The sequence below is a fragment of the Candidatus Nitrosopumilus sp. genome (assembly GCF_965223225.1).
GTDB lineage: Archaea > Thermoproteota > Nitrososphaeria > Nitrososphaerales > Nitrosopumilaceae > Nitrosopumilus.
The window spans coordinates 93,478-115,621 of sequence record NZ_CBDCVU010000004.1 but is presented as its reverse complement, the minus strand read 5'-3'; the positions used below and the strand labels follow the sequence as shown (position 1 = coordinate 115,621).

28 protein-coding genes and 1 tRNA gene are annotated in these 22,144 nt (G+C 35.1%); 17 read left to right on the top strand and 12 right to left on the bottom strand.

Annotation, left to right across the window (positions count from 1 at the left end; genetic code table 11):
• The first annotated feature begins 379 nt into the window (after positions 1-379).
• Positions 380-2,173 (top strand): ATP-binding protein, encoded by a 1,794-nt coding sequence (locus ACOQN3_RS00970; RefSeq protein WP_420544630.1) that lies wholly within the window; start codon positions 380-382, stop codon positions 2,171-2,173.
• Between the two features lie 34 nt (positions 2,174-2,207).
• Entirely contained in the window at positions 2,208-2,573 is a 366-nt protein-coding gene (locus tag ACOQN3_RS00965; protein ID WP_420544629.1) for a response regulator, read from the top strand.
• Here ACOQN3_RS00965 and ACOQN3_RS00960 read toward each other — a convergent pair.
• From ACOQN3_RS00960 to ACOQN3_RS00945, 4 genes are all read right to left on the bottom strand, one after another.
• Positions 2,567-3,442 (bottom strand): hypothetical protein, encoded by an 876-nt coding sequence (locus ACOQN3_RS00960; protein WP_420544628.1) that lies wholly within the window; start codon positions 3,440-3,442, stop codon positions 2,567-2,569. The genes ACOQN3_RS00965 and ACOQN3_RS00960 overlap by 7 nt on opposite strands.
• 401 nt (positions 3,443-3,843) lie before the next feature.
• Positions 3,844-3,927, bottom strand: a tRNA-Ser gene (locus tag ACOQN3_RS00955).
• Between the two features lie 86 nt (positions 3,928-4,013).
• Positions 4,014-4,550 carry a 4Fe-4S dicluster domain-containing protein gene (locus ACOQN3_RS00950; protein ID WP_420544627.1) on the bottom strand — a complete coding sequence of 179 codons (537 nt, stop codon included), beginning with the start codon at positions 4,548-4,550 and terminating at the stop codon, positions 4,014-4,016.
• Positions 4,551-4,665: 115 nt separating this feature from the next.
• Positions 4,666-5,217 carry a 4Fe-4S dicluster domain-containing protein gene (locus tag ACOQN3_RS00945; RefSeq protein ID WP_420544626.1) on the bottom strand — a complete coding sequence of 184 codons (552 nt, stop codon included), beginning with the start codon at positions 5,215-5,217 and terminating at the stop codon, positions 4,666-4,668.
• Between the two features lie 132 nt (positions 5,218-5,349).
• On the opposite strand from ACOQN3_RS00945, the gene ACOQN3_RS00940 reads away from it, so the two are divergent.
• Entirely contained in the window at positions 5,350-6,021 is a 672-nt protein-coding gene (locus tag ACOQN3_RS00940; protein ID WP_420544625.1) for a translation initiation factor IF-6, read from the top strand.
• On the opposite strand, the gene hisS is transcribed toward ACOQN3_RS00940, so the two are convergent.
• On the bottom strand, positions 6,014-7,288 hold the full coding sequence (gene hisS / locus ACOQN3_RS00935; RefSeq protein WP_420544624.1) for a histidine--tRNA ligase: 1,275 nt from the start codon (positions 7,286-7,288) through the stop codon (positions 6,014-6,016). The genes ACOQN3_RS00940 and hisS overlap by 8 nt on opposite strands.
• Positions 7,289-7,584: 296 nt before the next feature.
• On the opposite strand from hisS, the gene ACOQN3_RS00930 reads away from it, so the two are divergent.
• The 6 genes from ACOQN3_RS00930 (at position 7,585) to ACOQN3_RS00905 (ending at position 10,469) form a co-directional block, all read left to right on the top strand.
• Positions 7,585-7,761: a hypothetical protein gene (locus ACOQN3_RS00930; RefSeq protein WP_420544623.1), complete on the top strand. Its 177-nt coding sequence runs from the start codon at positions 7,585-7,587 to the stop codon at positions 7,759-7,761.
• Positions 7,762-7,775: 14 nt separating this feature from the next.
• Positions 7,776-8,423, top strand: coding sequence for a hypothetical protein (locus tag ACOQN3_RS00925; protein WP_420544622.1), 648 nt, complete (start codon positions 7,776-7,778; stop codon positions 8,421-8,423).
• Positions 8,424-8,523: 100 nt separating this feature from the next.
• Positions 8,524-8,904, top strand: a complete 381-nt coding sequence (locus tag ACOQN3_RS00920; protein ID WP_420544621.1) for a carbonic anhydrase — start codon at positions 8,524-8,526, stop codon at positions 8,902-8,904.
• Between the two features lie 172 nt (positions 8,905-9,076).
• Positions 9,077-9,367, top strand: coding sequence for a hypothetical protein (locus ACOQN3_RS00915; RefSeq protein ID WP_420544620.1), 291 nt, complete (start codon positions 9,077-9,079; stop codon positions 9,365-9,367).
• A gap of 277 nt (positions 9,368-9,644) precedes the next feature.
• Entirely contained in the window at positions 9,645-10,034 is a 390-nt protein-coding gene (locus ACOQN3_RS00910) for a DUF6659 family protein (RefSeq protein ID WP_420544619.1), read from the top strand.
• Positions 10,035-10,106: 72 nt separating this feature from the next.
• Positions 10,107-10,469: a hypothetical protein gene (locus ACOQN3_RS00905; protein ID WP_420544618.1), complete on the top strand. Its 363-nt coding sequence runs from the start codon at positions 10,107-10,109 to the stop codon at positions 10,467-10,469.
• A 106-nt stretch (positions 10,470-10,575) separates the two neighbouring features.
• On the opposite strand, the gene ACOQN3_RS00900 is transcribed toward ACOQN3_RS00905, so the two are convergent.
• The gene (locus ACOQN3_RS00900) at positions 10,576-11,400 is read right to left on the bottom strand and encodes a PEFG-CTERM sorting domain-containing protein (protein WP_420544617.1); all 825 of its coding nucleotides are present in this window, start codon (positions 11,398-11,400) and stop codon (positions 10,576-10,578) included.
• Positions 11,401-11,468: 68 nt separating this feature from the next.
• Complete coding sequence (locus ACOQN3_RS00895; RefSeq protein WP_420544616.1) at positions 11,469-12,458, bottom strand: hemolysin family protein; 990 nt, start codon at positions 12,456-12,458, stop codon at positions 11,469-11,471.
• A gap of 197 nt (positions 12,459-12,655) precedes the next feature.
• Between ACOQN3_RS00895 and ACOQN3_RS00890 the strand changes: the two genes are divergently transcribed.
• Positions 12,656-13,093, top strand: a complete 438-nt coding sequence (locus tag ACOQN3_RS00890; RefSeq protein ID WP_420544615.1) for a universal stress protein — start codon at positions 12,656-12,658, stop codon at positions 13,091-13,093.
• Positions 13,094-13,194: 101 nt separating this feature from the next.
• Positions 13,195-14,001 carry a DUF389 domain-containing protein gene (locus tag ACOQN3_RS00885; RefSeq protein WP_420544614.1) on the top strand — a complete coding sequence of 269 codons (807 nt, stop codon included), beginning with the start codon at positions 13,195-13,197 and terminating at the stop codon, positions 13,999-14,001.
• A 277-nt stretch (positions 14,002-14,278) separates the two neighbouring features.
• Here ACOQN3_RS00885 and ACOQN3_RS00880 read toward each other — a convergent pair whose 3' ends face one another.
• Positions 14,279-15,256: a nitroreductase family protein gene (locus ACOQN3_RS00880; protein WP_420544613.1), complete on the bottom strand. Its 978-nt coding sequence runs from the start codon at positions 15,254-15,256 to the stop codon at positions 14,279-14,281.
• Positions 15,257-15,337: 81 nt separating this feature from the next.
• Entirely contained in the window at positions 15,338-15,586 is a 249-nt protein-coding gene (locus tag ACOQN3_RS00875) for a hypothetical protein (RefSeq protein ID WP_420544612.1), read from the bottom strand.
• Between the two features lie 445 nt (positions 15,587-16,031).
• Here ACOQN3_RS00875 and ACOQN3_RS00870 point away from each other — a divergent pair, with 445 nt between their 5' ends.
• Positions 16,032-16,229, top strand: coding sequence for a hypothetical protein (locus ACOQN3_RS00870; RefSeq protein ID WP_420544611.1), 198 nt, complete (start codon positions 16,032-16,034; stop codon positions 16,227-16,229).
• 414 nt (positions 16,230-16,643) lie between these two features.
• Positions 16,644-16,817 carry a hypothetical protein gene (locus ACOQN3_RS00865; RefSeq protein ID WP_420544610.1) on the top strand — a complete coding sequence of 58 codons (174 nt, stop codon included), beginning with the start codon at positions 16,644-16,646 and terminating at the stop codon, positions 16,815-16,817.
• A gap of 61 nt (positions 16,818-16,878) precedes the next feature.
• Here the strand turns inward: ACOQN3_RS00865 and ACOQN3_RS00860 are convergent, their stop codons facing one another.
• Positions 16,879-18,216 (bottom strand): dicarboxylate/amino acid:cation symporter, encoded by a 1,338-nt coding sequence (locus tag ACOQN3_RS00860; protein WP_420544609.1) that lies wholly within the window; start codon positions 18,214-18,216, stop codon positions 16,879-16,881.
• Between the two features lie 118 nt (positions 18,217-18,334).
• Here ACOQN3_RS00860 and ACOQN3_RS00855 point away from each other — a divergent pair, with 118 nt between their 5' ends.
• Positions 18,335-19,138, top strand: coding sequence for a CBS domain-containing protein (locus tag ACOQN3_RS00855; RefSeq protein ID WP_420544608.1), 804 nt, complete (start codon positions 18,335-18,337; stop codon positions 19,136-19,138).
• Positions 19,139-19,386: 248 nt separating this feature from the next.
• Here ACOQN3_RS00855 and ACOQN3_RS00850 read toward each other — a convergent pair whose 3' ends face one another.
• A complete protein-coding gene (locus ACOQN3_RS00850) occupies positions 19,387-19,854 on the bottom strand; it encodes a universal stress protein (protein WP_420544607.1) in 468 nt (155 codons plus the stop codon).
• 757 nt (positions 19,855-20,611) lie between these two features.
• The gene (locus ACOQN3_RS00845; protein ID WP_420544606.1) at positions 20,612-20,803 is read right to left on the bottom strand and encodes a hypothetical protein; all 192 of its coding nucleotides are present in this window, start codon (positions 20,801-20,803) and stop codon (positions 20,612-20,614) included.
• A 165-nt stretch (positions 20,804-20,968) separates the two neighbouring features.
• Here ACOQN3_RS00845 and ACOQN3_RS00840 point away from each other — a divergent pair, with 165 nt between their 5' ends.
• From ACOQN3_RS00840 to ACOQN3_RS00830, 3 genes are read left to right on the top strand one after another with little or no spacing between them, the layout of a single operon-like run.
• The gene (locus ACOQN3_RS00840; protein WP_420544605.1) at positions 20,969-21,559 is read left to right on the top strand and encodes a hypothetical protein; all 591 of its coding nucleotides are present in this window, start codon (positions 20,969-20,971) and stop codon (positions 21,557-21,559) included.
• Positions 21,560-21,565: 6 nt separating this feature from the next.
• Positions 21,566-21,724: a hypothetical protein gene (locus ACOQN3_RS00835; protein WP_420544604.1), complete on the top strand. Its 159-nt coding sequence runs from the start codon at positions 21,566-21,568 to the stop codon at positions 21,722-21,724.
• A gap of 2 nt (positions 21,725-21,726) precedes the next feature.
• A complete protein-coding gene (locus ACOQN3_RS00830; protein ID WP_420544603.1) occupies positions 21,727-22,119 on the top strand; it encodes a DUF6659 family protein in 393 nt (130 codons plus the stop codon).
• The last annotated feature ends 25 nt before the right edge of the window (positions 22,120-22,144 follow it).

Sequence of the window (22,144 nt, the reverse complement as noted above, 5' to 3'; positions counted from 1 at the left end):
CTTATTTTCCTGTGTATGATAAAACAATAATTGTTTGTTAGCGGTATGGTTTTATTTTAAATAATTTGTTTGTATAAAATTGTATGTGTTAGTGATACTTTCAGATCATTCAAAAGAAATGCAAAGGAGGTAGTTGTTGGGAATAAGACTAGATTGTGGGGAATAACCTATAACATATTCTCATTTCTTAACGAAACGGACTAAAGTAGTTAAAAAAAGGATTCATTATAATTTTATTTTTTGTTTGTGGTGCGGTTTTATTTTATGTAATAATAAGATGTGAAATAGGAAATAAAAGATTACAACATAAAAATAAAGAATGTCATGAATTGGCTAATCGAAATATGTTTAAAGTAAATTCGACATAAGCAAAATACAAGTGAAATTTAGATTAAAATTATTCATAGTATTATTGGTTGTATCAATCATTCCAATATTTTTAGTAGGCATAATTAGTTACTATGACAATCAAAGAACAATAACAGAACATACATTAAATAATTTAGAATTTTTTATAGAAAAAGAGAAGAAGAATATTACAAATACGATAAATTTTCATTCGGAACGATTAAACTTTATCTCAAATAGAGCAGAAATATTACAAACAATTCAGGACTATAAAAAACCGTCTGCAGATGTTAATCGAGAAAAAATTGATGAAGTTTTAGAGATAATTAAAAATGTTGTTGGAAATGCTGAAAAAATTTCTATCATAGGTGTAGATGGAACAGTTTTGACATCAACTAAAATTTCAGAGATAAATCAAGAACAGGCCTATGAGAAATTTGAAGAAATAAAAAACTCAGATCAAATAACAATAGATTATATTTTGACAAATGAAGGACGTCCAGTGATATTATTTTCCAAGGGGTTGATTTTAAACGAAAGCATGATTGGTGTTATTTTTGTAGAATTTCAACCAGAGAGTATATTTGGACAAATTAATGTAAATGCACTAGGCAGAACAGGAGAATTTGTCATTGCAAAAAAGACCCAAGAAAACAAAGCCTTGTTAATTTATCCATTGATAATAGAAGAAGATACAATTTTACAAAAAACAATTTCAATGGAAAGACAAAATATTCCCATAGTTCAGGCACTTTTGAATAATCAAAACAGTTTCCTGAATTTAGTTAACGATAACGATGAGCCAATTTTAGCAGCAACTGGATATATTGAAGAAGTAGGTTGGGGAATGGTTGCAAATATCAGCAAATCTGAGATTTTCTCATCTTTACAATTTAGTGTGTTGATTTTGATTTTTGTTATAGCTGCGATCAGTATTGCAGTTGTGATAATATCGATACTATTATCCCAAACTATTGCAAGACCTATCAAGGAAATGGTAAATGTTTCAGATCAAATAACACGTGGGAATTTAAACGTAAGATCCAAAATCAACACAAAGGATGAGTTAAACATACTCTCAAACTCGTTAAACGATATGATTGAATCGCTGGAAAAGAAAATAAAGATTGAAGCTGAATTAGAGGACTCAAAAAACCAGTTAAGAAATGAAAGAATCAAAACAATAGGTATGCTTGCATCACAAATCGCACATGATATTAAAAATCCATTATATATAATAAAAAATTCAATTGAGATAATTCGTAAGAAAAATCCAGAAAATAAGATCATCATACGAGAGATCAATCGAGCAAATCGAGGGATAGCAAGAATATCACACCAAGTTGAAGATGTTTTAAATTATGTCAATCCAACACAAACAAGATTTATCCCAGGATCATTGCTAAAAATCATACAGTCTACGATGGATACAGTGAAGATACCTGAAAAAGTAGAGGTAATCCTGCCTAAAAAGGACATTCTTGTAGAATGTGACGCAGAAAAGATGGAATCTGTTTTCAATAATATCATATTAAATGCAATTCATGCAATAGGGAACACAGTAGGTAAAATAACAATACGATTAATGCAGGATAAAGATAATGCAATTATAGAATTTGAAAATACAGGACCCAACATTGAGGAAAACGTGCTACCAAAAATATTTGAACCATTATTTTCTACCAAAGAAAAAGGTACAGGGTTAGGATTAGTAAGCTGTAAGAATATAATTGAAACACATGGAGGAAATATATCGGTCAGATCTAATCCAGTTATTTTCAAGATCAAAATTCCGCTCAAACATGAAAACACTAAGAAAACATAGTAATAGATAAACCAATGATAAGGAAAACTACACAATGCCAGAAAAAAAAATAATTTTAATTGCAGACGATGATTTAGATGTCCTGGAATCCACTCAATACATGCTGCTAGAGGAAGGATATGATGTCATAACGGCAAATAATGGTGAAGAAGCAATTAATGCATATAAAATACACAATCCAGGAATTGTTTTACTGGACATAAGAATGCCAATTATGGATGGTTATGGGGCTTTTTTTAGCATAAAAAAATATGATCCAGATGCAAAGATAGTTTTCATTACAGCATTTTCTGTGGACAGCCAGAAAGCAGAAAAGGCAAAAGAGATGGGGTTACTAGATTTGTTGCAAAAGCCTATTGAATTTGAAAAGATAATTGAAATAATCCAGAAATATTATTGATTAAGAATCATGTCCATAAGTAAGATATTGTCCAATCTTTTTTTGTAGTATAGTTTTGATTCTTCAAAAAATGTAAAGTACCAATTTTGAAGATCTTTATCACCAAGAAGTATTTTTTGAAGTCTTTCTACGTTTGAATGGAGAACTTTAGTTCCAGTTTTTGTGGCCCTGTATAGTAAATTTGTATAAAACCACAATGAGATTTGATTAGCAAGATCAGATTCTTCAATATATTCAAAATTTTTCTTATATTTCACAGAAAGATAGGACATCAATTCATACAGAGGTGGATTTACTCTCAAAGCAATGTCCAAGTTATTTAATAACAGACCTTTAGACAAAATTTGAATTTTATAGACATCTTTTCCTATTACTGATTTGAGATAACCCCATTTGCCAAAAACTTTGGGCAGGATAGCAGCATATTTTGATGCCATGATATCAATCTGATTTTCGGTCAAATTCAACACATCTAAACAATACAATATTCCATGCAAGGTCAACCTGTACTTATCACCAGGATATCTTTTGTAGCTTTTTCCATCTTTTGTTATCAAACCCATATCCAAAATACCTGAATACGGTTTCCCTCTATCGGTTCTTCCAACTAATAAGCGTCTGTACTCTTTTTCCTTGGTTTTTGTTCTAGACAGATCTCCTGCAAATTTAATTTTAGCCATTTCCCAAGTTGTCAATAAACCGTTTAATGCTAAAATTTCTAACAGTTGTTGAACATTTTTTTTATGTTTTAATGATGTGGTTTTCAGATAAACAGAACCATATAATTTATGAGCAGTAGGACGTGTGTACAGTTTGTAAGATTCAAGATTTCCATTGTTTGGTTGGAAATGCAAGTTATGTGGAGTCATAATACAAGAGATAACTATCACATTAGTTAATTAACTTACTATCTAATCAGAAAATTTTTTTTGAAACCACACCGCAATCAGAAAAATATCTTCAAATAATTCTTGTGACTAGAGATAAATGAATAATTGAGATAGGGTTAATAAAAAAAATACAAGTCATTGGTCCTAATTTGTTACCTATCTCAAATAATTCCCTTAACAGATTAAATGAAATACATAATTAGATTCTAGTCCAAGGGGATTCACTGTCAATGTTGTAACAGTAAATTAATTAGTGAAATTCCAATAGAAATGTGAGATGATAAAGAAAAGCATTGGGTCTAATTTTTTATAAAACGTGACCTATGTTGAGAAAATTTTGTTTGGTGCAGGATGTGCTTTTCTAGTATCCCGCACCCAAGCGCAGAGAGAGGGATTTGAACCCCCGTATGCTTGCGCACACAGGCTCTCAAGGCCCGCGCCCTACCGAGCTAGGCGACCTCTGCAAGAATTGTTGCAAAATGGTGATTAAAATTTGTTGAGGATGAAATAAAAATGAAATTTCAAAAAGAAGAAAAAAGAAATAGTTTCTTTAATCGTGTGCGTGTGGGTTTACAGAACCAGATTCCATCTTTACAAAAGTACCATCTGCTTTTTCGTGATACTCTTGGTATGATGGTTCAATCAAGATTGCGTGAGTTGGACATGCTTCTTGGCAAGCCATACATTGTGTACAATCATGCTCTCTGATTGGCATTGATTTGTCAGTATAATCAAGACGCTCATCTTGTTCAGTCAGACCAGTTCCATCAAAAGTTGCATCCAAGCATTCTGCAGCTGGAATGTCTTTCTCAGTTCTATACCACTGGAATGTTTGAACAGGACAAACACTCATGCAAGATCCTGCTGCAACACAAGAGTCCCAGTCAACTGCGACTGTGGTACCGTGAATTCCAAGTGGAACTTGTTCTTCACCGCGTGCCTCATATGCTGCTTTGACATCATCATTTGAAAATGCCTCACCATCGGTTCTACCGTGTCCCCAAATGAAGTGTTTGTTTTCACCATCAGAATGACTGGTTCTTCCAACAACTTCTAGGTTTTCGACGAATTTCTCATCTATTGGCATGAAGTGGTTTATTCAAAATATTATTTAAAGCTAGACAAAATTAGTCGCGACTAAATCCATCATCATAAGATCACATTAATAAAGAAAGAAAATAGGAAATTTGAAAATAATTTTTCTAGTCGTGTGCGTGTGGGTTTTCAGAGCCTGCATTCATCTTTTTGTAGGTACCTGCTGCCTTTTCATGTGCCTCTAGATTTGACTGGTCAACTTTGATGGCCTGTGGCGGACAAACAGAAACACATGCCATACACCAGATACAGTCATGCTCTCTTATTGGATCTGCCTTGTCTGTGAGGTCTTTTCTTTCATCTTTGACAGAGCTGCCAATTCCCTCAAAAGTTTGACCAACAACATCTTTTGCTGGAATATCTTTTTCCGTTCTATACCACTGAAATACCTGAACAGGACATGCTTCAATACACGCACCATCTGCAACACAAGAGTCCCAGTCAACTGCAACCATTGTACCGCTCACACCAAGTGGAACTTGTTCTTCTCCTCTTGCCGCGTAAGCTGCCACAACATCTGCATCAGCAAACACTTCTTTTTGTGAGCCATCAGTGTTTGTCTTTGTTCCAGGACCCCACATAAAGTGGAAATTTCCATCTGGATCTGAAATTTTTCCAATCGGCTTTAGGCCTTCAGGAAAATTCTCTGCTATTGGCATGATTTGAAATCGCTGCAGATATTATTTAAAGCTAGACAGGAGTAAAACAGTAAACCTTGTAAATTATCAGTCATGAATGGAGTTTCCTTACGTTCATAACGTTGTATGATCTATTCTGGAAGAGAAGAAACTATGGATATTATCAAGTATGATGTGTACAGAGGACCAAATCTTGGAGTATACACAGTAGTAAACGATTCGACTCTTTTGTTGCCAATGGGTTTTGCACAGACAAAGGCTGAAAAACTTGCAAAGTATCTTGAGGTGGATAAATATCACTATACATCAATTGCCAACACCAGACTGATTGGTGCACTATCAGTGATGAACAACAAGGGAATGCTGTTGCCAAAAACTGCATTTAGTTCTGAATATGACTTTTTGAAAAAAGAGACAGATTTAGAAATTGGGGTGTTGGATTCAAAATTTACAGCTCTTGGAAATATCATATGTGCAAACGACAAGGGAGCAGTAGTTTCCCCATGGCTCTCTCAAAACGATTGTCAGACAATAAAGGACGTATTAGGCATAAATGAGATTATTCAAAAAAGGATTGCGGGATTCAATCAGGCAGGAGCAGTAATGGTTGCAAATAACACTGGTGCTGCAATCCATCCAGAGGCAGACGAGGAAGACATGAAGAATTTTGCCAATGTTTTAGGCGTAAAAGTGGAGCAGAGTTCAATTAACAACGGAATTCCGTTTGTGTCATCAGGAATTCTGGCAAATAACAAAGCCATAGTTGTAGGTACACTAACCACAGGACCTGAAATTATGATGCTTACTCGGGCATTTCTTAATTGAGAATAGATTTTGGATCCTCTGTGAGTTTTTCTAAAGATATAGTGCCTTCCTTTCCATCTTCCATATCACGCAACAAGACATTTCCCTCCTCTAACTCGTGAGGCCCTACAATAATTGCAAGTTTTGCTTCTCTTGCAGACTCCATCTGTTTTTTTAGATTTCGTCCTGCCAAGTCAATGTCAGCTGGTATGTTGTTTAGTCGCAACAAAGATGCAATAGAAATTGCAACCTTTTGCATTTCATCATTGATGTACATTACTGCAATTCTTTGTTGTGTTGATTCTGCAATTACATTTTGTTCTTGCATTGTCAGAATAATTCTCTCAACCCCCCCTGCAACTCCTGTTGCACCGATGTCTTCTCGGCCAAAGGCTTTTGTCAGCTCGTCATAGCGTCCTCCACCTGCAAGTGCACCAAGTGAGGAGTTCTTGTCAAATACTTCAAAGACCATTCCTGAATAGTAATCAAGTCCCCTAACAATTCCAAAATTAATTCTGATGTTAGACACTCCACGATTTTCCAAAGAGTCAAAGAGCGCTTTGAGTGAATTCCATGAATCTGAATCCAATGTAATAGTGTCAAATAATTTTTCAACTTCTACAATTGTTCCCTTTATTTCTGAGAACTCTAGTATTTGCTGTAACTTTTTCTCATTGTATCTATCCTTGAATTCATCTATGATTTCTTGTTTTGATTTTTTCTGAATCTTGTCCACTGCTCTTAGCATATCGCCTACTAGTTGAGAATCAACTGAATCAAATGTCTTGTTGATAAAAGACTCTACTAACTTTCTGTGGTTAATGTCAATTGTAATGTCTTTGAGTAATAGCGAGTCAAAGAGTCTAGATGTGATCTCTATAATTTCTGCTTCAGATTCAAGGTTTGGTTTTCCATATACTTCAATATCCCACTGATGAAAGTATCTGTAGCGTCCCTTTTGAGGCTCATCATATCTGAAGACTCCACCAAAACTTGAGAGCTTGGCAGGTAGTTTCATTGACTTTTGAGAGGTTGCGTATCGGGTCAGGCCAACTGTAAAGTCAAATCTCAAGGCTATCTCCCTGTCTCCTTTGTCCTTGAAATAGTAGATTTCATCTTTTATTGCAGGACCAGACTTTGTCTCAAGAACTGAGAGCAATTCAATTGGTGAGGGGTCCATAAATGAGAATCCGTACAGATTTGATAGTTGCTTGAAGTGACTTCTTACGTGTTCTATGTTGGCGTTTTCCTGTTTTTCAAAGTCTTTCATCCCACGTGGAAGTTCCAAGATATTGATTGGACTTGATCTGGAAATTTAAGCATTAGTGCGATACAAGACGACAGGGCAGGTAAACTATGCAGAACTATGCAGCAAAATTTTTTGTCGTGTTATCTTTGTTAACAGAAACCTAAAATGTTTTTGAGACGTAATTGAAGGCTATGGCAAATGTTGTTTCAAAATAAGAACGGATTCAAAATGAGAAAGATGGAGGACCATACACAAAAGATGAGAGAACAAAAAGACAAAACGAGGTTGCCAGACTACACTTTGAATACGGATATTCTGCTGTAAAGATTGCAGAGATGATGAAAGTAAATCGCAACACAATAAACTCTGACATAAAGTATCTGTATTCTGAAATCAAAAAGGAACTAAAGCAAAACACAGAGAACTTTGTTTTAAAGCAAATTGCCAGACTGGAAGCACAGAGAACAAGAATTGAAAACAAATTAAGAAAGGCAGAATTGAAAATATCATAAAACAGGAAAAACTTTTGCTTGATGTTGATTCAAAGATAAACAGTTTTCTAATTAAGATAAATACAAACAATGAAAATGAAGAGTCAAGTCCAGACATTCAAGACAAAAAGATTAAGGAATTTGTTTTGTACATACTTGTAAAATACAACAGATGTGATAACCAACACGGTCTAAGCGATGAGAAGATTGCAAGTGGGATCATAAATATTTGGAGATGTTCTGCAGAGAACGCAGAGAAAATACGATCATATTTGGATGGCATGGGCTTGAAGTACTGCCAGAAACGCCATGAAGGAAGTTTTGTTTATGATTTTCTGGAATTTGCTTTTATGCAACGATATGTTTGTCCTGAGGATTCCTTTTTAGAAGATTTGCAGGAATTGACTGCAATACAGAGATGGTATAACACAGAATCGATAAAACTAGATCTCTCATACTATGAGAAATACGGTAAAGAAGAAAAGTGGTCCGAAGAAATCTTTGAGATACATGAGCAAGAACATCAAGAAATTAGTAAAAAGGCTGCAAAAGACATAGGTGCAGTTACAACAAAATTGCTCAATAGTTTTTCAGACCAAAATTCACATGATAGGTTTGTGAAATTCATAGACGTGTTCTTTGCCGAGAAATCATTGCAGAGTGTAAAAACAAAATATACATGATAACATATCCTATTGAGAATAGATCAGAAAACTTTCCTCTGACATGGCGAAAATAATTCAAGCGCTTAACACATAAAAATTCCTTTGACAATTGACAAGCATGGCAGAAGGAAAATTTGGAACATCAATTAACTGCATAGATGGCAGAACACAGATTCCAGTAGCCCAGTGGATAAAGGACAACTATTCTGTTGATTATGTCGACATGGTAAATGAGCCTGGATGTGACAAGCTGTTACCAGGAGACAACACTGCAAAGATTGAAGAGGTAAAAACAAAAGCCTTGATTTCAGTTAATGCACACAAGTCATCTGTAATTGTCGTTGCAGGACATCATGACTGTGCTGGAAACCCAATATCAAAAGAGGAGCACATCACTCAGATAAAACAATCAGTTGATGCCATAAAGGCATGGGGTTTGTCAGTTGAGGTTGCCGGTGTCTGGGTAAATGACCAGTGGCAGATAGAAAAAGTTCAATAATTTCTGGATATAGAAGATAGGAAAATTACCATCCAGAAAAAATCAATATTTTTTAAAAATTTATCATTAGAAGAGGGTTTTGTCAAAAAATTAAGAAATACATGAAATTCCTATAAAGACCATGAATAACCAATTGAAAAAAACCTTGTCAATAAAGATAAAGAGATTGGACATGTTTCCAAATCATTTTTTTGGAATTGTAGAGATAGACAAAGAAGAGTACAAGATTAACATTCAAGGCCAGAGCGTACTAAGAGAGCAACTAATCAAGTTGCCAGTACAGTTTAGAGATGAAAAGGCATTATTACACCTAAGTGGAGTTAATGAAGGAGCTTTCTTTGAAGACATTGTTAACTATCAAGGAGAATCAGAGTGGGTAGAAATTGACTCAGATAGAATCTTGTATTATTTGGCAGATCATCAAGATCAAATTAAAACCATAGATGTTCTAAGTAGATTCTGAATAATTGATTATTCTAAATAGCATTTAGTATTTGCACTTGAATGCCTGTAGATGTAACAACAACACAAAAATCCATAGTGTGTCCTCAAACACTTTTGTTTTTACTCGAGAATGATTTTTGGATAAGAGACTATAGAAATCCAACAATGAGATAATAAAAAAATAATTTATCTGATAAAAAACCATAGTAATTTTGAGAGTAAGAAGAAATGGGAAGCATAACTAGTCTGGAAAAGATACTGTTTAATGGAACTTTAGAGGGAGGCTGTCTCATCTAATGTCAGTCCTGACTGCATCAGAAATAGCAGAATTGGAAAAAGAATGTAGTTTAATTCTTGAAAATGACGATGTAAAGTTTGTCGGGGGGATAAACAATCTGGGTAACCTTATTGCGGGAGGCTTTAGCAAGAAAATGAAATCAGTAGGATCCGAACAAACATGGAAGATGATGTACATGCAGCTGAAACTGGACATTGAGATGAGAAAAGACTATGATGAATTATTTGGTCCGGTAAGATATGTCATATCCAAAAGAAGAGATGTGGAGAAGATATCCATACCTGTGGGATCTCATATGATTTTGGTTATTACCAAACTGAATTTTGAGATTGCAAAGATTGAGGAGATTATTGCTACTTTCAAGTCGATTCTAGATAATTCATCTTGACTTGGGCAAATTTGCATTTTATACTCCACATATACCAAAAAATTGATTAGAGATTATTGGTGGAAATAACTATTGGACTATGAAAGATTTTGCTCACAGATACTAAAAATTGATCCCAAAATTCGATTTGCATCAGTATATGATGAATGGGCCAACAGGGTTGGAGGAGGAATGCGTGAGGGAGTAGAAAGCCTGCTTTCAGACCATGCCGAAAAAGAACTCGTCAGCCTCTCGATAATGGATTGGAAATCACGAAAGGACACATCAAAATGGCTTGGCAAGACAAAGTACACTCTTGCTGAATACGATACAATCAAACGATTTTCATTTTATCTGGGCAATGACTATTTACTTCTTGTGTCATGTGAAAAAGAAACAGACACAAACATTGTGGTTGACGAGGTAATACGTTTGTACTATGAAAACCAAGAATAATTTTCAAGATTATAACCAAAAGCCAGCGCTAGTATCTTGGTGATAGCCCAAGTGAATAAGGATTGTTCTCATTTACAAAACAGAAAATAGACGAGAGACAGTTTGACTATGTTCTTGGAAGGATACTCAGTCTCAACCTTGTGGAAATTGCAATTATTGACGTTATGGACACTGTCAGTATCATTACAGCTATTGTTCCAAATTCAGGAACTATTTTGGTTCCAGTTATGGTGAATGATTTTGCACTAGATGAAACTTCATTGATTACCAATACGGTAACGTCATCACTAAATTCTTGAGTAAATTCGTCTGTCATGACTCCATCAATAGACACTGAGGATATTCCACTGATCAAACTAGAAGGAAGAAACAAGGTCAACGTGTTATCATCGTTTAATGTATTTCCTTTTAATTCAAAAGAAATTGATTTTGTACTCTCATCAATACTTGCGTGATCGATTAATCGATTAAACTTGTATTCAATATCAAAAATATTAGCACCTTCTCCAAAATCAAGACCTACGTTAGGCAAGACACTGTGACCACTAACTACACTTACAAGACCGGTTCTCCACGGATGTAGAGTACAATAATATGGAAATTCTCCTATTTCTGTGAATTTTTGTACAAAGAACTTTCCAGGATCAATCTTGCCACTATCAAAAATTCCATTAGGACCATCCAGAGGATTCCCAGAAGTAACGGTATGAGCAACCGTATCTCCATTTCTCCAAAAAATCGTATCATTTACTATGATCTCAATGAATCCTGATGTGTCTCCATCCTTCTCACTTGACCAATGAAATGGAGAGTCCTTGTCAGCAGAACCAGAAGGGATATTGACGTCATATGATAACTCGGCAAATACAGTTGATTGTAACGGAATTGTAATCAACACTACAAGCATCATAACCCAAATCAGTTTTCGCAATTACAGTACCTTGAAAATTTTTGGATTTAAAGATAGAATATGATTTTCAATGATGAACACAAAATAATTTATCTTCTTTTAGTCTCTCCTGCTATGTCTCCCACAATCTCTTCTAGCAGATCCTCTACAGTAATTATGCCTTCTAGGTTTTCATGTTCATCTAAAACAATTGCCATGTGGCTTGCATTTTTTTTAAGAGATTTCAGTAAGTTACTTATCCTTTCGCTTGAAAAAACAAAAAAAGGTTTTCTTGCAATCTTTCCTAGTTTGGTTTTCTTGTATTCTTTTTCAGGCAAGCGTGCAACATCCCAAAGATGTAAGATTCCTACAATGTTTTCTGGAACCTTTGAATAAACAGGTATTCTTGAGAATCTTTTTTCCCGTATTTGTAAAATAGATTCAGACAAGGATTTGTCAGCATCCAGTGAAAAAAGATATTCTTTGGGAGTCATTACCTTGCGAATTGGTTTGTCGTCAAATTCAAGTGCGTTGTGTACCAACTTATGCTCTTCACGCTCAATTGCCTTCTCAGACAATCCCAAATCAATTACTTCCTTGATGTCTTCTTCAGTAATTGGTTTTGGGTATGATGAACGTCCAACTAGTTTCAAGAATGCTTTGGTAAGATACTCTAAAAGCAATACAACAGGATACATTAGATAAGTAAACACAAGAAGGAATCTGCTAAAGCGCAGAGCCACTTTTTCAGACTGAATGTTGGAATATGTCTTTGGCAAAATTTCACCAAATACCAATATGACAAAAGTCATGAGTCCAATGGCAATTCCAACACCTTGATCTCCTAATAGCTTGATTGAAACGTCTGCAGCCAGTACTGAGGATGCTACGTTAACCAGTGTGTTTCCCAAATTTACACTAGAGGTCATTCTACTTGGGTTTGATTTTAGCTTGTATAGGGCAAAAGCACCACGCACTTTTTTGTGATAAAGCATCATGACCTTGGCGCGTCTGGTTCCCACAATTGCAATTTCAAGGCCACTGAACAATGCATAGAATCCAATAAGAACCACTATTGCAACGATTTCGATAAATTCCAATTGAATAAAAATGCTCTTTTGCAAAGTTAAATGATTTCTCAAATTCCATAACTGAGTTTTTTAGATATGTTAAATATCAAGAATCTGCAAGTAAAATCAATGACATATGTAGGTGAGTTAGATGCGTGCGAGTCTTGCAGAAATGTGTTTGCAAAAATGGTAGGAACAACCAATATTCTGGTGAGTTTGTGAGAAAAATGTCTAGAGTCTTTGATCATATTTTAGTACCATATAACGACACACCAGGAAGTCAGAGGGCCTTTAGAAAATCAATTCAGATAGCAAATTTATCAGGTGCAAAGGTTACAGTCCTCACCTGTATTGAAGATTGTCACATGTTTGGGTTTTTTAAAACCAAGGCAAGCAAGATAGCATTTGAAAGAGAGAGAAGACTGGTAGTGGGGAAACATGCAAGCATGAAAAATTTTGCCGAAAAACACGGAGTTTTGATGAATTCCAAGATAGTAAAAAATGGGATTGCAGGTGAGAAAATACTTGAATTTGCAGACAAACATGACGTTGATCTAATTGTTATGGGTAAAAAGAAATCACCATCACACTATGAAAGGATACATTATCATAGTACAATAGAGGCCGTATTCAGAAATGCACATTGTGCCACCTTAATTGTGTGAGAAAAACATAGAAATCTCAAATATCATCCATAAAAATTTCAGACAAAATAAAAAACACAAGCAAAATCACATGATTGAAAAAGATAGAGGTCACATCATACATGGACAAGTGTCTATTGATAGAAAAGTTTCTTTTTAAAAAAGACCTTCCATACCAGAAATTAGAGGGAAAAACATTTGAGGATGTCGAATTGGCTCGCTATATCATTACGGCTCCAGATGACCTAGCTCCAAACATTATTGATAGTCTTTCAAAGATAGTAAACACAAAACAAAGAGACATATTCATAACAACAAATAAAATTGATGCAACCGTATCTGAATACCTACATGACCTTGTAGGTAAAATAAAAAAGCCAAAAAAGATACCCCAAGTGGTAGAGGAACTAATTCCTCAGACAGAACCATTTGTCCATTTCAAGAAAGATCTGCTCATTATGATAATGATATCCACTGTAATAGCTTCAGCAGGATTGTACATGAATAGCCCAGCTGTGGTTATTGGTGCAATGTTGATTTCTCCGCTAATAGACCCATTGACTGTTTTTTCATTTAATGCAGCAATTGGGAGGCCAGAAAAAATGCTTAGATCGTTTGTTTCAGGATTCGTATTAATCGTTACAGTAGTCGCGGTAAGCTCTACTGTTTCACTTATTGCAATACAATTTGTAGAACTACCAATTACGCATGAGATTGAGACCAAAACTTCACCATCACCAGTTGACGTGATACTTGGAATACTGTTAGGAGTGGCGGCTGGAATTGCAATGGTATCAATAATTCCAGGAATTCTTGGAGTGGCCATTGCTGCTGCACTGGTTCCACCAGCCACAGTAATTGGAATCGGATTAGCACTGTTTAATTTTGACATATTCAGTGGCTCATTATTGCTTCATCGTCAAATGTAGTAGGTTTAGTTTTGGGATGTACCATCGTCTTTCTTTTGAGGAATTACCCCCAGAAAATATCATGAAAGATCAACTGCAAAAAAATATTTGACAGGTACGATATTATTTTACATTTGTTTGGGAATAGTTTTGGTTATTTTGAGTGTATTCTTTATCGATTATCCATTTTAGGGACAGAACATAACATAACAATTAAGAAAATTTCGAATGGTTAAGATAAGCAAATATGTCATTGCTTTATCAGCACCTTCTCATCAACAGAAAAAATAATTGTATTTTATTCAATGACTCGAATTAGCTCTTTGAGTTTTCTTCTGGATTTTGGAGACTTTTTCTTGTCAGGATAACCAATACAAAGAATCGAAGAAGGCTTTAATTCTGTACCAAGAATCTTCTTTACTTTTTCTTCATCAAACATTCCTATCCAAATTGTGCTTAACCCTAATCCAGATGCTGCAAGCAATGCAAAAGATGCTGCAATAGTTGCATCCTGCAGTGAGAATTTCTCTAAAATTTCGGTGGGAAATTTCAGTTTAACTCGCGAGGGATCAGTACAAAATACCATAACAACAGGGGCATTTACGTAAGGTTGTTTGTTTGCAGCTTCTACAAGTGCTTCTTTTGCAGAATTATTTTTTATTAGAAATACTTGAAATCCCTGAAAATTCCCTGCAGTTGGGGCCACATCAGCAGCCGAGAGAATTTTGTCAATTTTCCAATCTTCAACCTTGGCCTTGTCAAATTTTCTGGTTGAGCGTCTTGTAGATAATATTCTAAATAGATCAGTAGGAGAAAGATCTTGTTGGAATTTCTGTGGTTCAGAAGAAAGAATTGCCTGAATTAAAGATTGTTTGGATGATTTTCTTTGTGAATTGGTATTATTTTTTGGTAAATCTTTGTCATCTCGTATCCATACTGACGGATAGAACTCCTTTGTTCCCACGTATACGTATTGAGGCTCATGAGGAACCTTGACAAATTCCAATACTTGTTCCTGAATTAAGGTGGTTTTCGCCTCAAGTAATCTATGATTTTTTAGAATAAACTCAGTAACATCAGAATTGATCCTGATCATGCTAGATTGATCTTCTAATTCTACTTCGCCAGTGCCATTAGACTTTAGAATTTCCACCAGATCCTCTAGTTCTTTTTTGTTTAGGATTACAACATCAGTGTCATCCTCATCAATTCCTTTCCAGACTAACCTGCATCCATCTTTAGAAAGGTATGACGGTTCTATGGTATGAAATTCCATAATATTATTCGTTTTGAACATTATAAAAAAGGAGTAGGTTGAAACTGGAAGAAAAATAAAAAATAATTTCTGGTTGGAAAACTAGCTTTCTTCGTCTAGTATCTTTCCCAGTTTTTTGATTGTCATCTCTTCTTGTTTGAGATGTTTTTTGAGGAGTTTTTGATGATCACGTTTGTGTTTCAGATACACTTGACGTAACCTTCCTCGAGTTTTTGCATTTTTTAGCTGCTTGTCATAATCTGCATGCAGTTTTCTAATGCTTTTACCAAGGTCATCTATCGTCTTCTTTCCGTTAGATGACACTGTTGATGTGATTAGTTTGGAAGTCACAAAAAGAGTCGAGTAAAATGTTCTACTAATACCGAGTTGGTGTACAATACTAGACTACAAATATCAAAAACCAGTTAAGCAATCAAGGTTTGGAATAATAGTTCACAGTACATTCCATACTGCAAAAATCAGAATTAAACAAATCAAAATCTTTTCCACAGTACTTACATTTTACTTTCATTGTCTCAACCTTCAACTATGATTCCATGTACTTTTCCAAAGCCAAAATTTCAAAAATCCTTTAATCCTCATCATTATCATCATTTTCAAATAGTTTCTTGCGTCTTTTCTTATTCATCAAGTTCTCTGTTGGAGAAAGTTCTACAAACTCGTTTTTAATCCAAATAACAGTTGACTAAAATCAGAATGAAATCAACCAGATACCTTAAGATTGTCTCTATACAAAATTCTTTTCTCTTAATATCATCTTAGTTTACTTTGGTATGTGGTACAACAAATTATGTTAAACATACATAGCCAGAAGAGTAATCAAGACCATCGTTTTCTGGTTGGAAGGGAGGCCGAAAGCCTTCTTCCAACCAAAGTAAACGACGTTGCGGCAATAGACATAATGGGGTTATCTTGGATCTTTTCAAACAAGACGTTTCATAGTGAGACTTTCATTGGAGGAAGAAATGATTGACTTATCATTGTAGGCATTGCAGTTTTGTTTGGGAATCCTGGGAAGGTGACTTTCAAAAAGTATTAGCGCATGAAAAAACTCACAAAAACCATTCAGGCCAAAAAAGATCAAAAAAACAAAATGATAACATCAAAACATTGGAGATAGAGATCTGATCTTGGCATACATAAAGACAATTCAAGAAAATTGTACACATTTTCCATCCATTGTTAATCCAGAGTTGGGAAACAGAAGAGAATGTGTATTGTGCAAAAAAATTTTAGACTAGCAATAAAATGAAAAAGGTGGAAATTTTAAAATGAATTTAGTTTTATTCCAGAAAGTATCTAGTGAAAATCCCCGAATACCAATTTCCAGATATATCTATAACAGAGGAAAATAATTTTGACAGGATATTTTGGAAAGAGATCAGACATGATTGTGCATCATCTCAAATACATGAAACCCGCATGTGGAATTCAAGAGGTGTCAAAGGAGGATCGCATGTATTTTACTCCTGACACGCTAGTCAATGCCAAAAAAAAGGATTTACACCATGCAGATTCTGTATCAAAAATAATCAATAGTTTTTTGGTTTTGTTTCAATAAGACAAACCTGCTTGTAACGTTCTTCACAAAATAACACAGAAAAAAATATTCCCAACATCCATCATGAGGCTTTGGGTTTGGACTCATTTTTAACATCCTGAAGTTTTATCGTTTTATCAAAAAACAAGCAAGCAGTAAGATCTCCTGTGACATTAATCATTGTTCTAGTCATGTCCAAAATCCTGTCAACTCCCAAGATCAGCACGATTCCAACTGGAGGAATTCCTGCAGTGACAAGTATTGAGGAAAGTATCACTATTCCGGTTCCGGGAGCAGAAGGAGCTCCTATTGATGCTGCAAGTGCGGTCAGTGCAATTAAAAGTATGGTGGTAAACCCCAAATCAATATTGAAGAGCTGGGCAAGGAAAAATACTGCAACTACTTGGTACAATGCAGTTCCGTTCATATTGATTGTTGCCCCCAAAGGAATAACAAACTGCGAAACTTCGGGTTTTACTTTTAGTTTCTCTTCAGCAGTCTTTATGGAGACAGGCATTACGGCAGCAGAGCTTGATGTTGAAAAACCCAGTAGCATTGGATCCTTGAGTATTCCCAATGTTGAGCCAAGAGGTCTTTTGGTAAAAAACTTGATTATGATCACATAAACAATCAATACTCCAAATAGTCCGATTACAACAGTTACCATGTATACTCCCAGTCCTACAAGTGCAGAGACACCAAGTTTTGAGGTAATGTCTGCCATCAATCCAAAAGCTGCAAAGGGCGCCAAACGCATTGCCCATGACACTACCTTCATAGTGATATTTTGTACTCCATCTAGCAATTCCAGAATTGGTTCAGAGTTTTTCTTGGGTAATGATATCAGTGCCACTCCAATAAACAAGGCAAAAACGATTATGCTTAGCATCTCACCTGAAAGCATTGATTGTAGCGGGTTGCTGGGAATAAAACCAATAATGCCTTGAGGGATATCACTTAGAGTAAAGTCAGTTTGTTCTACAGTATTTTCAGCTTCCTTGATTCCAAAGCTTTCAAACAATAAAGAACTGTCAATATAATTTCCCGGCATTATTGTGGTTGCAACCAAAATTCCAATTGCCATGGCAATTATGGTGGTGATTATAAAATACACGGTAGCTCCAATGCCGATTGATCTTAGTTGTTCCATATTGCCTGTAGATGTTAGGCCGCGGATTATGGATGCAAAAATAAGTGGAATTATAATCATTTGGATTATTTTAAGAAATAGATTTGCAGGTATTGACAACCATTCTGTGATTATCTGAACAGACTCCTTTGGTACCAAATTTGCTTCGGGGCCCAGAATTATTCCTAAAATTAAACCAAAGAAAAGACCAACTAGAACCTGAGCCCATAATTTTTTCTTGACTAGGTATGTGATTTGGGGAATGCGGTACTCAAACGATTTTACGACCATTAATTGCTAAATGTCTAATAATTTATCAATATTACAAGACGACATGATTCTCCAAAGTGATTATCAAACTTGGTTTTCTAATATTTGAGTAAAATAATTTGTATTGTTTTTTAAATTCATGTTTCTAAAAATAGAAGATCTTTCAGTTTCTCAATTTATGACTGCGTATCCAATTTCAGTTGAATCCAATGTCTCCTTTAAGACAGTCGTTGACTTTATGTCTGAAAGAGGATTTGGTAATCTTGTAGTTATGGAAGGAAGAAAACCCACGGGAGTCTTTACAGAAAGGGAGGTTCTAAGACACATAGTAACAAACAATGCAGATCCAAACACTCCAGTCAAAGACATAGGAGAACAACAGTATGAAGAAGTCAATCCTGGAACATCCATGCTTGATGCAGCAAAAATGATGACATCAAAAAAATCTCGACTTTTAGTCTTTGCCGAGTCCAAAAAATTGGTTGGAATAATCACGGCTACTGACATTTTAAGGGCTTTTCAAAAAATAGACAATAATCCGTCAATAAAACCATTCATTAGCAAGGATCTGGCTAAGTGCAATTCAAAAATATCAATCAAAGAAGCTGCCAGAATTATGTTCGATAAAGGTGTTGGAAGTCTAATCATAACGGATTTTGCATATTATGGGATCTTTACTGAGAGAGACATCCTGCATTGTCTAAAAGAAAATGTTTCATTAAATGATTCAATTAACGCGCACTCTTCCTGGCCATTGATAAAGGCCGAACATACTGTTAATGCAAAAGGCGTTGCACGTGTTATGGCTGCAAACAACATTAAAAGACTTGGAATCACTTATGAAAAAGATTTGATTGGAATTATTACTGCAATTGACTTGATTGATGCATACCAAAAAGGTTCAAGATCATCACATATATCGCATTGGAATGAAGTAAAGTAGCAGTTTTATGGTAAATTTGGTGACAGTTAGTTATTTGATATCAAATCCCAGATAAAGCCAAACAATTCTCTAATCATTTACCTTTGTTTCTCAAAAATCCAGATAACTAGAAATCTAAATATTCTTTGACTAGGTGTTAAACCATCTTTTGCATCGGTTACTTGTGATGGTTCTACTGTCTTTCTGAATGCCATTTGGATCTCTCTGTTACGTCCTTATTGGGCGAGCATTAGTTTAAAAATTCAAGGTCAGATCTTTTCAACATCTATTAACAATATTGGACAGGGACTGTTTTCTACAATCTTTCTTGAGACGCTTCCCAGAGACAGTAGTTTCTTTACTCCTTTTAGCTTCCTTCTTTTTGCCATTACCACAAGGTCCACATTTTCCTGGTTAATTACATCTAAAATTATCTCAGCTGGATCCCCAACAACTACCATAACATCAGATCTTACATCTGCCTTAAGGTCAGCAATCTTTTGTTCCAGCTCTTTTTTTGCCTCTTTTTTGATAGATTCATTTGCATCGTTTATGCTTCCAAGAAGCTTCTCTTTCTGATCTTCGGACAATCCCATTGTCCTAGGTCTGTGAATTTCTTCAACTATGTGCAATACTATCAATTTGGCAGAGGAGGCTTTTGCGCTAAATATTGCATGATTAAGTGCCTCATCTCCTGCAGGAGTACCTGCATGCGGTACAAGGATTGTTTTATACATTATTCCTGTGTCAACTCCTCATAATTTATTTTTATTTTGTCAAAAATTGACTGTTTGCATTGCGGACATTCTAGAATGTGGGTTTTTCCGGCCTTTATAGAAAAAACATTTCCGCAAGATTTGCAGACACGCAAGTCATCAATGTAAATCATTATTACATCCTCTTCTCGGTTGTGAATTTTTAACCTATCGATAAAAATCAAAAATGATTTTCAAAAAAATAATTTCTCCCATTTTTGATTATTTTATTTCAGCAGTTAAGACGGGCCATATTCCAAATTTGGTTTTTCTGTATCTTGTTTTCATTCATTTCACCTTCTCTTAAAGATCTAAGCAAGATCTTATTTGTACTCCAATATCTTAGAATCAAAAGATGGTCTTGTTTTTTGATTGTATTTTTGCTGTTTCAGATTTGTATAGAGTACACATGCCAAATTCCAATAAATGGAAAGTCGATGTTATTGCCTCAAACATTTAGGAATCATCCCTTTTTTCACCGAACATGGAAGAACGTCTGAAGATCTTCTGGCAACGGACACATTCGTATCTATCCTCAAATCCTGTCATCTTTAGTTTGGAATCATGGGTGCAGGTATCCTGAATCAGTCTGTACGACAATTATTTTGCCTCCACTATTTTAGATTCTTCATGACTTGTGTCAGATCTTGTTTTTGATTTGGTTTGTTTGTGAGTCTTTTCATGAATCAATACATCCTCAAAATTACCTCCACCTGCATCCCAGGTAAAATCACAATATCTACAATTGTACGTCGTTGGATATTTCCACCTCTTTATCTGCAAAGATCCACGAAAGACCCATCAAGTCCATTGCACCAATCTTTGCTGCATCGTTTTGAAGGGAATTTTTGAGCTTGTTTCCAGCACAAAAGACAGAATTTGATTGGGTTGATTCTTGCACATGTTTGTTTATTGCGATTTGTTGTGTCATGAGACAGTTATTTGAAAAGTTGGTATTAAAAATGGAGAATTTTGAGCAAAGGTAATTTCAAATAAACTACTTGATTTTATTCTGAATATAATCAACTTGTTTGCTTGATGATGAAACATATCAATTCTTTCTAATGTTATATTCTAGATGTATTGACACCAGTTTATGAAACAAGAAACAAAACAAAAGATGCCAGTAAATACTTTCTTTGGGTTATCAGAACAGACAGTAACAGAAATTTGTCAAGATATGTTTGATGTCCAAAGATGTCTGGATACAAATACAATCATAATAAGAAATGCTATCGAAAATACAAAACATAGAAAAGCAAACAGGACAGAAAATGAGATATTAAGTAGAAGAGAAGATGCTAAATCAAAATTTTCAGGACTTTCAGGATTAGAAAAGTTAGAAGGTTTTAAAAAAATTGCATCAGGCATGCCAAAATCAATTCAAAGTGATGCTGCCAAGGGATTCAAACAGGTTAACAAAAACATTAACAAATTTGCCAAGTTAACAATTGAAAAATCATCAAATATAATATCACATGGCAAAACCACTATTTCAGAGAATGCCCCAAGAGCAATTGGTTGGAGGAATACATCTATGAAGGGACTGCAAAATAGGAAGAAGATACATTATCAGAAAGATTTGGATTTGCTAAAAAGGCTGGCAGAGTTAAAACAGGAAGGAATATTATCTCCAAAGGGGTTTACTCAAAAGAAGAAGCAGATTCTGGAAAAAATAGGAGAATGACAAAGAATGAAGGTGGAGATAGTAGAATCAGACAACAAGTCAGAGCTTGACAGTCTGATTAACGAATGCATTCAGGATAGAGATGTTTTTGACATCAAGCTTACCACTACTGTGTTGCATGAGGAGAAGATACAATACACTGCATTGATACTTTTGAGGTTATGACAATGACAATTCTTACCCCCAAACAAATACAGGATCTTGATGTTGCATGTCAAAAGCTGGCAGAGGAAGGCAAAGTAAGACATGTAGGGGTTATCAATCAATTGGGACACCTTGTTGCAGGAGGATTTCGAAATGGAATAACTCCAATGTTAGAGGATGAAAAGGTACGCATGACATACATGCAAATGCAGCTTGATTTTAAAATGAGGCAGGAACTTGATGACGTTTTGGGACCAATTGACTATATTGCATCAAGGAGGACAAAACAATTGGTCATCAGTGTCCCAATAGGAGATAATTTGGTATTGATTACAGCAGAGCCAGATGCAGACGACAAAAGAATAATCAAGAAGGCAGAGGAGCTCTTTGATGACATCACAATATCCACAATTTAGAACGACTGTCCTTTAGAAAATTGGT

Coding starts and splice junctions, on each gene's coding strand:
- ACOQN3_RS00965 (WP_420544629.1), top strand. CDS start 2,208: ATGCCAGAAAAAAAAATAATTTTAATTGCAGACGATGATTTAGATGTC.
- ACOQN3_RS00950 (WP_420544627.1), bottom strand. CDS start 4,550: ATGCCAATAGATGAGAAATTCGTCGAAAACCTAGAAGTTGTTGGAAGA.
- ACOQN3_RS00860 (WP_420544609.1), bottom strand. CDS start 18,216: ATGGTCGTAAAATCGTTTGAGTACCGCATTCCCCAAATCACATACCTA.
- ACOQN3_RS00910 (WP_420544619.1), top strand. CDS start 9,645: ATGTCAGTCCTGACTGCATCAGAAATAGCAGAATTGGAAAAAGAATGT.
- ACOQN3_RS00945 (WP_420544626.1), bottom strand. CDS start 5,217: ATGCCAATAGCAGAGAATTTTCCTGAAGGCCTAAAGCCGATTGGAAAA.
- ACOQN3_RS00850 (WP_420544607.1), bottom strand. CDS start 19,854: ATGTATAAAACAATCCTTGTACCGCATGCAGGTACTCCTGCAGGAGAT.
- ACOQN3_RS00840 (WP_420544605.1), top strand. CDS start 20,969: ATGAAACAAGAAACAAAACAAAAGATGCCAGTAAATACTTTCTTTGGG.
- ACOQN3_RS00920 (WP_420544621.1), top strand. CDS start 8,524: ATGGCAGAAGGAAAATTTGGAACATCAATTAACTGCATAGATGGCAGA.
- ACOQN3_RS00915 (WP_420544620.1), top strand. CDS start 9,077: ATGTTTCCAAATCATTTTTTTGGAATTGTAGAGATAGACAAAGAAGAG.
- ACOQN3_RS00960 (WP_420544628.1), bottom strand. CDS start 3,442: ATGACTCCACATAACTTGCATTTCCAACCAAACAATGGAAATCTTGAA.
- ACOQN3_RS00845 (WP_420544606.1), bottom strand. CDS start 20,803: ATGACACAACAAATCGCAATAAACAAACATGTGCAAGAATCAACCCAA.
- ACOQN3_RS00885 (WP_420544614.1), top strand. CDS start 13,195: ATGGACAAGTGTCTATTGATAGAAAAGTTTCTTTTTAAAAAAGACCTT.
- ACOQN3_RS00940 (WP_420544625.1), top strand. CDS start 5,350: ATGGATATTATCAAGTATGATGTGTACAGAGGACCAAATCTTGGAGTA.
- ACOQN3_RS00880 (WP_420544613.1), bottom strand. CDS start 15,256: ATGGAATTTCATACCATAGAACCGTCATACCTTTCTAAAGATGGATGC.
- ACOQN3_RS00830 (WP_420544603.1), top strand. CDS start 21,727: ATGACAATTCTTACCCCCAAACAAATACAGGATCTTGATGTTGCATGT.
- ACOQN3_RS00855 (WP_420544608.1), top strand. CDS start 18,335: ATGTTTCTAAAAATAGAAGATCTTTCAGTTTCTCAATTTATGACTGCG.
- ACOQN3_RS00930 (WP_420544623.1), top strand. CDS start 7,585: ATGATGAAAGTAAATCGCAACACAATAAACTCTGACATAAAGTATCTG.
- ACOQN3_RS00865 (WP_420544610.1), top strand. CDS start 16,644: ATGATTGTGCATCATCTCAAATACATGAAACCCGCATGTGGAATTCAA.
- ACOQN3_RS00835 (WP_420544604.1), top strand. CDS start 21,566: ATGAAGGTGGAGATAGTAGAATCAGACAACAAGTCAGAGCTTGACAGT.
- ACOQN3_RS00890 (WP_420544615.1), top strand. CDS start 12,656: ATGTCTAGAGTCTTTGATCATATTTTAGTACCATATAACGACACACCA.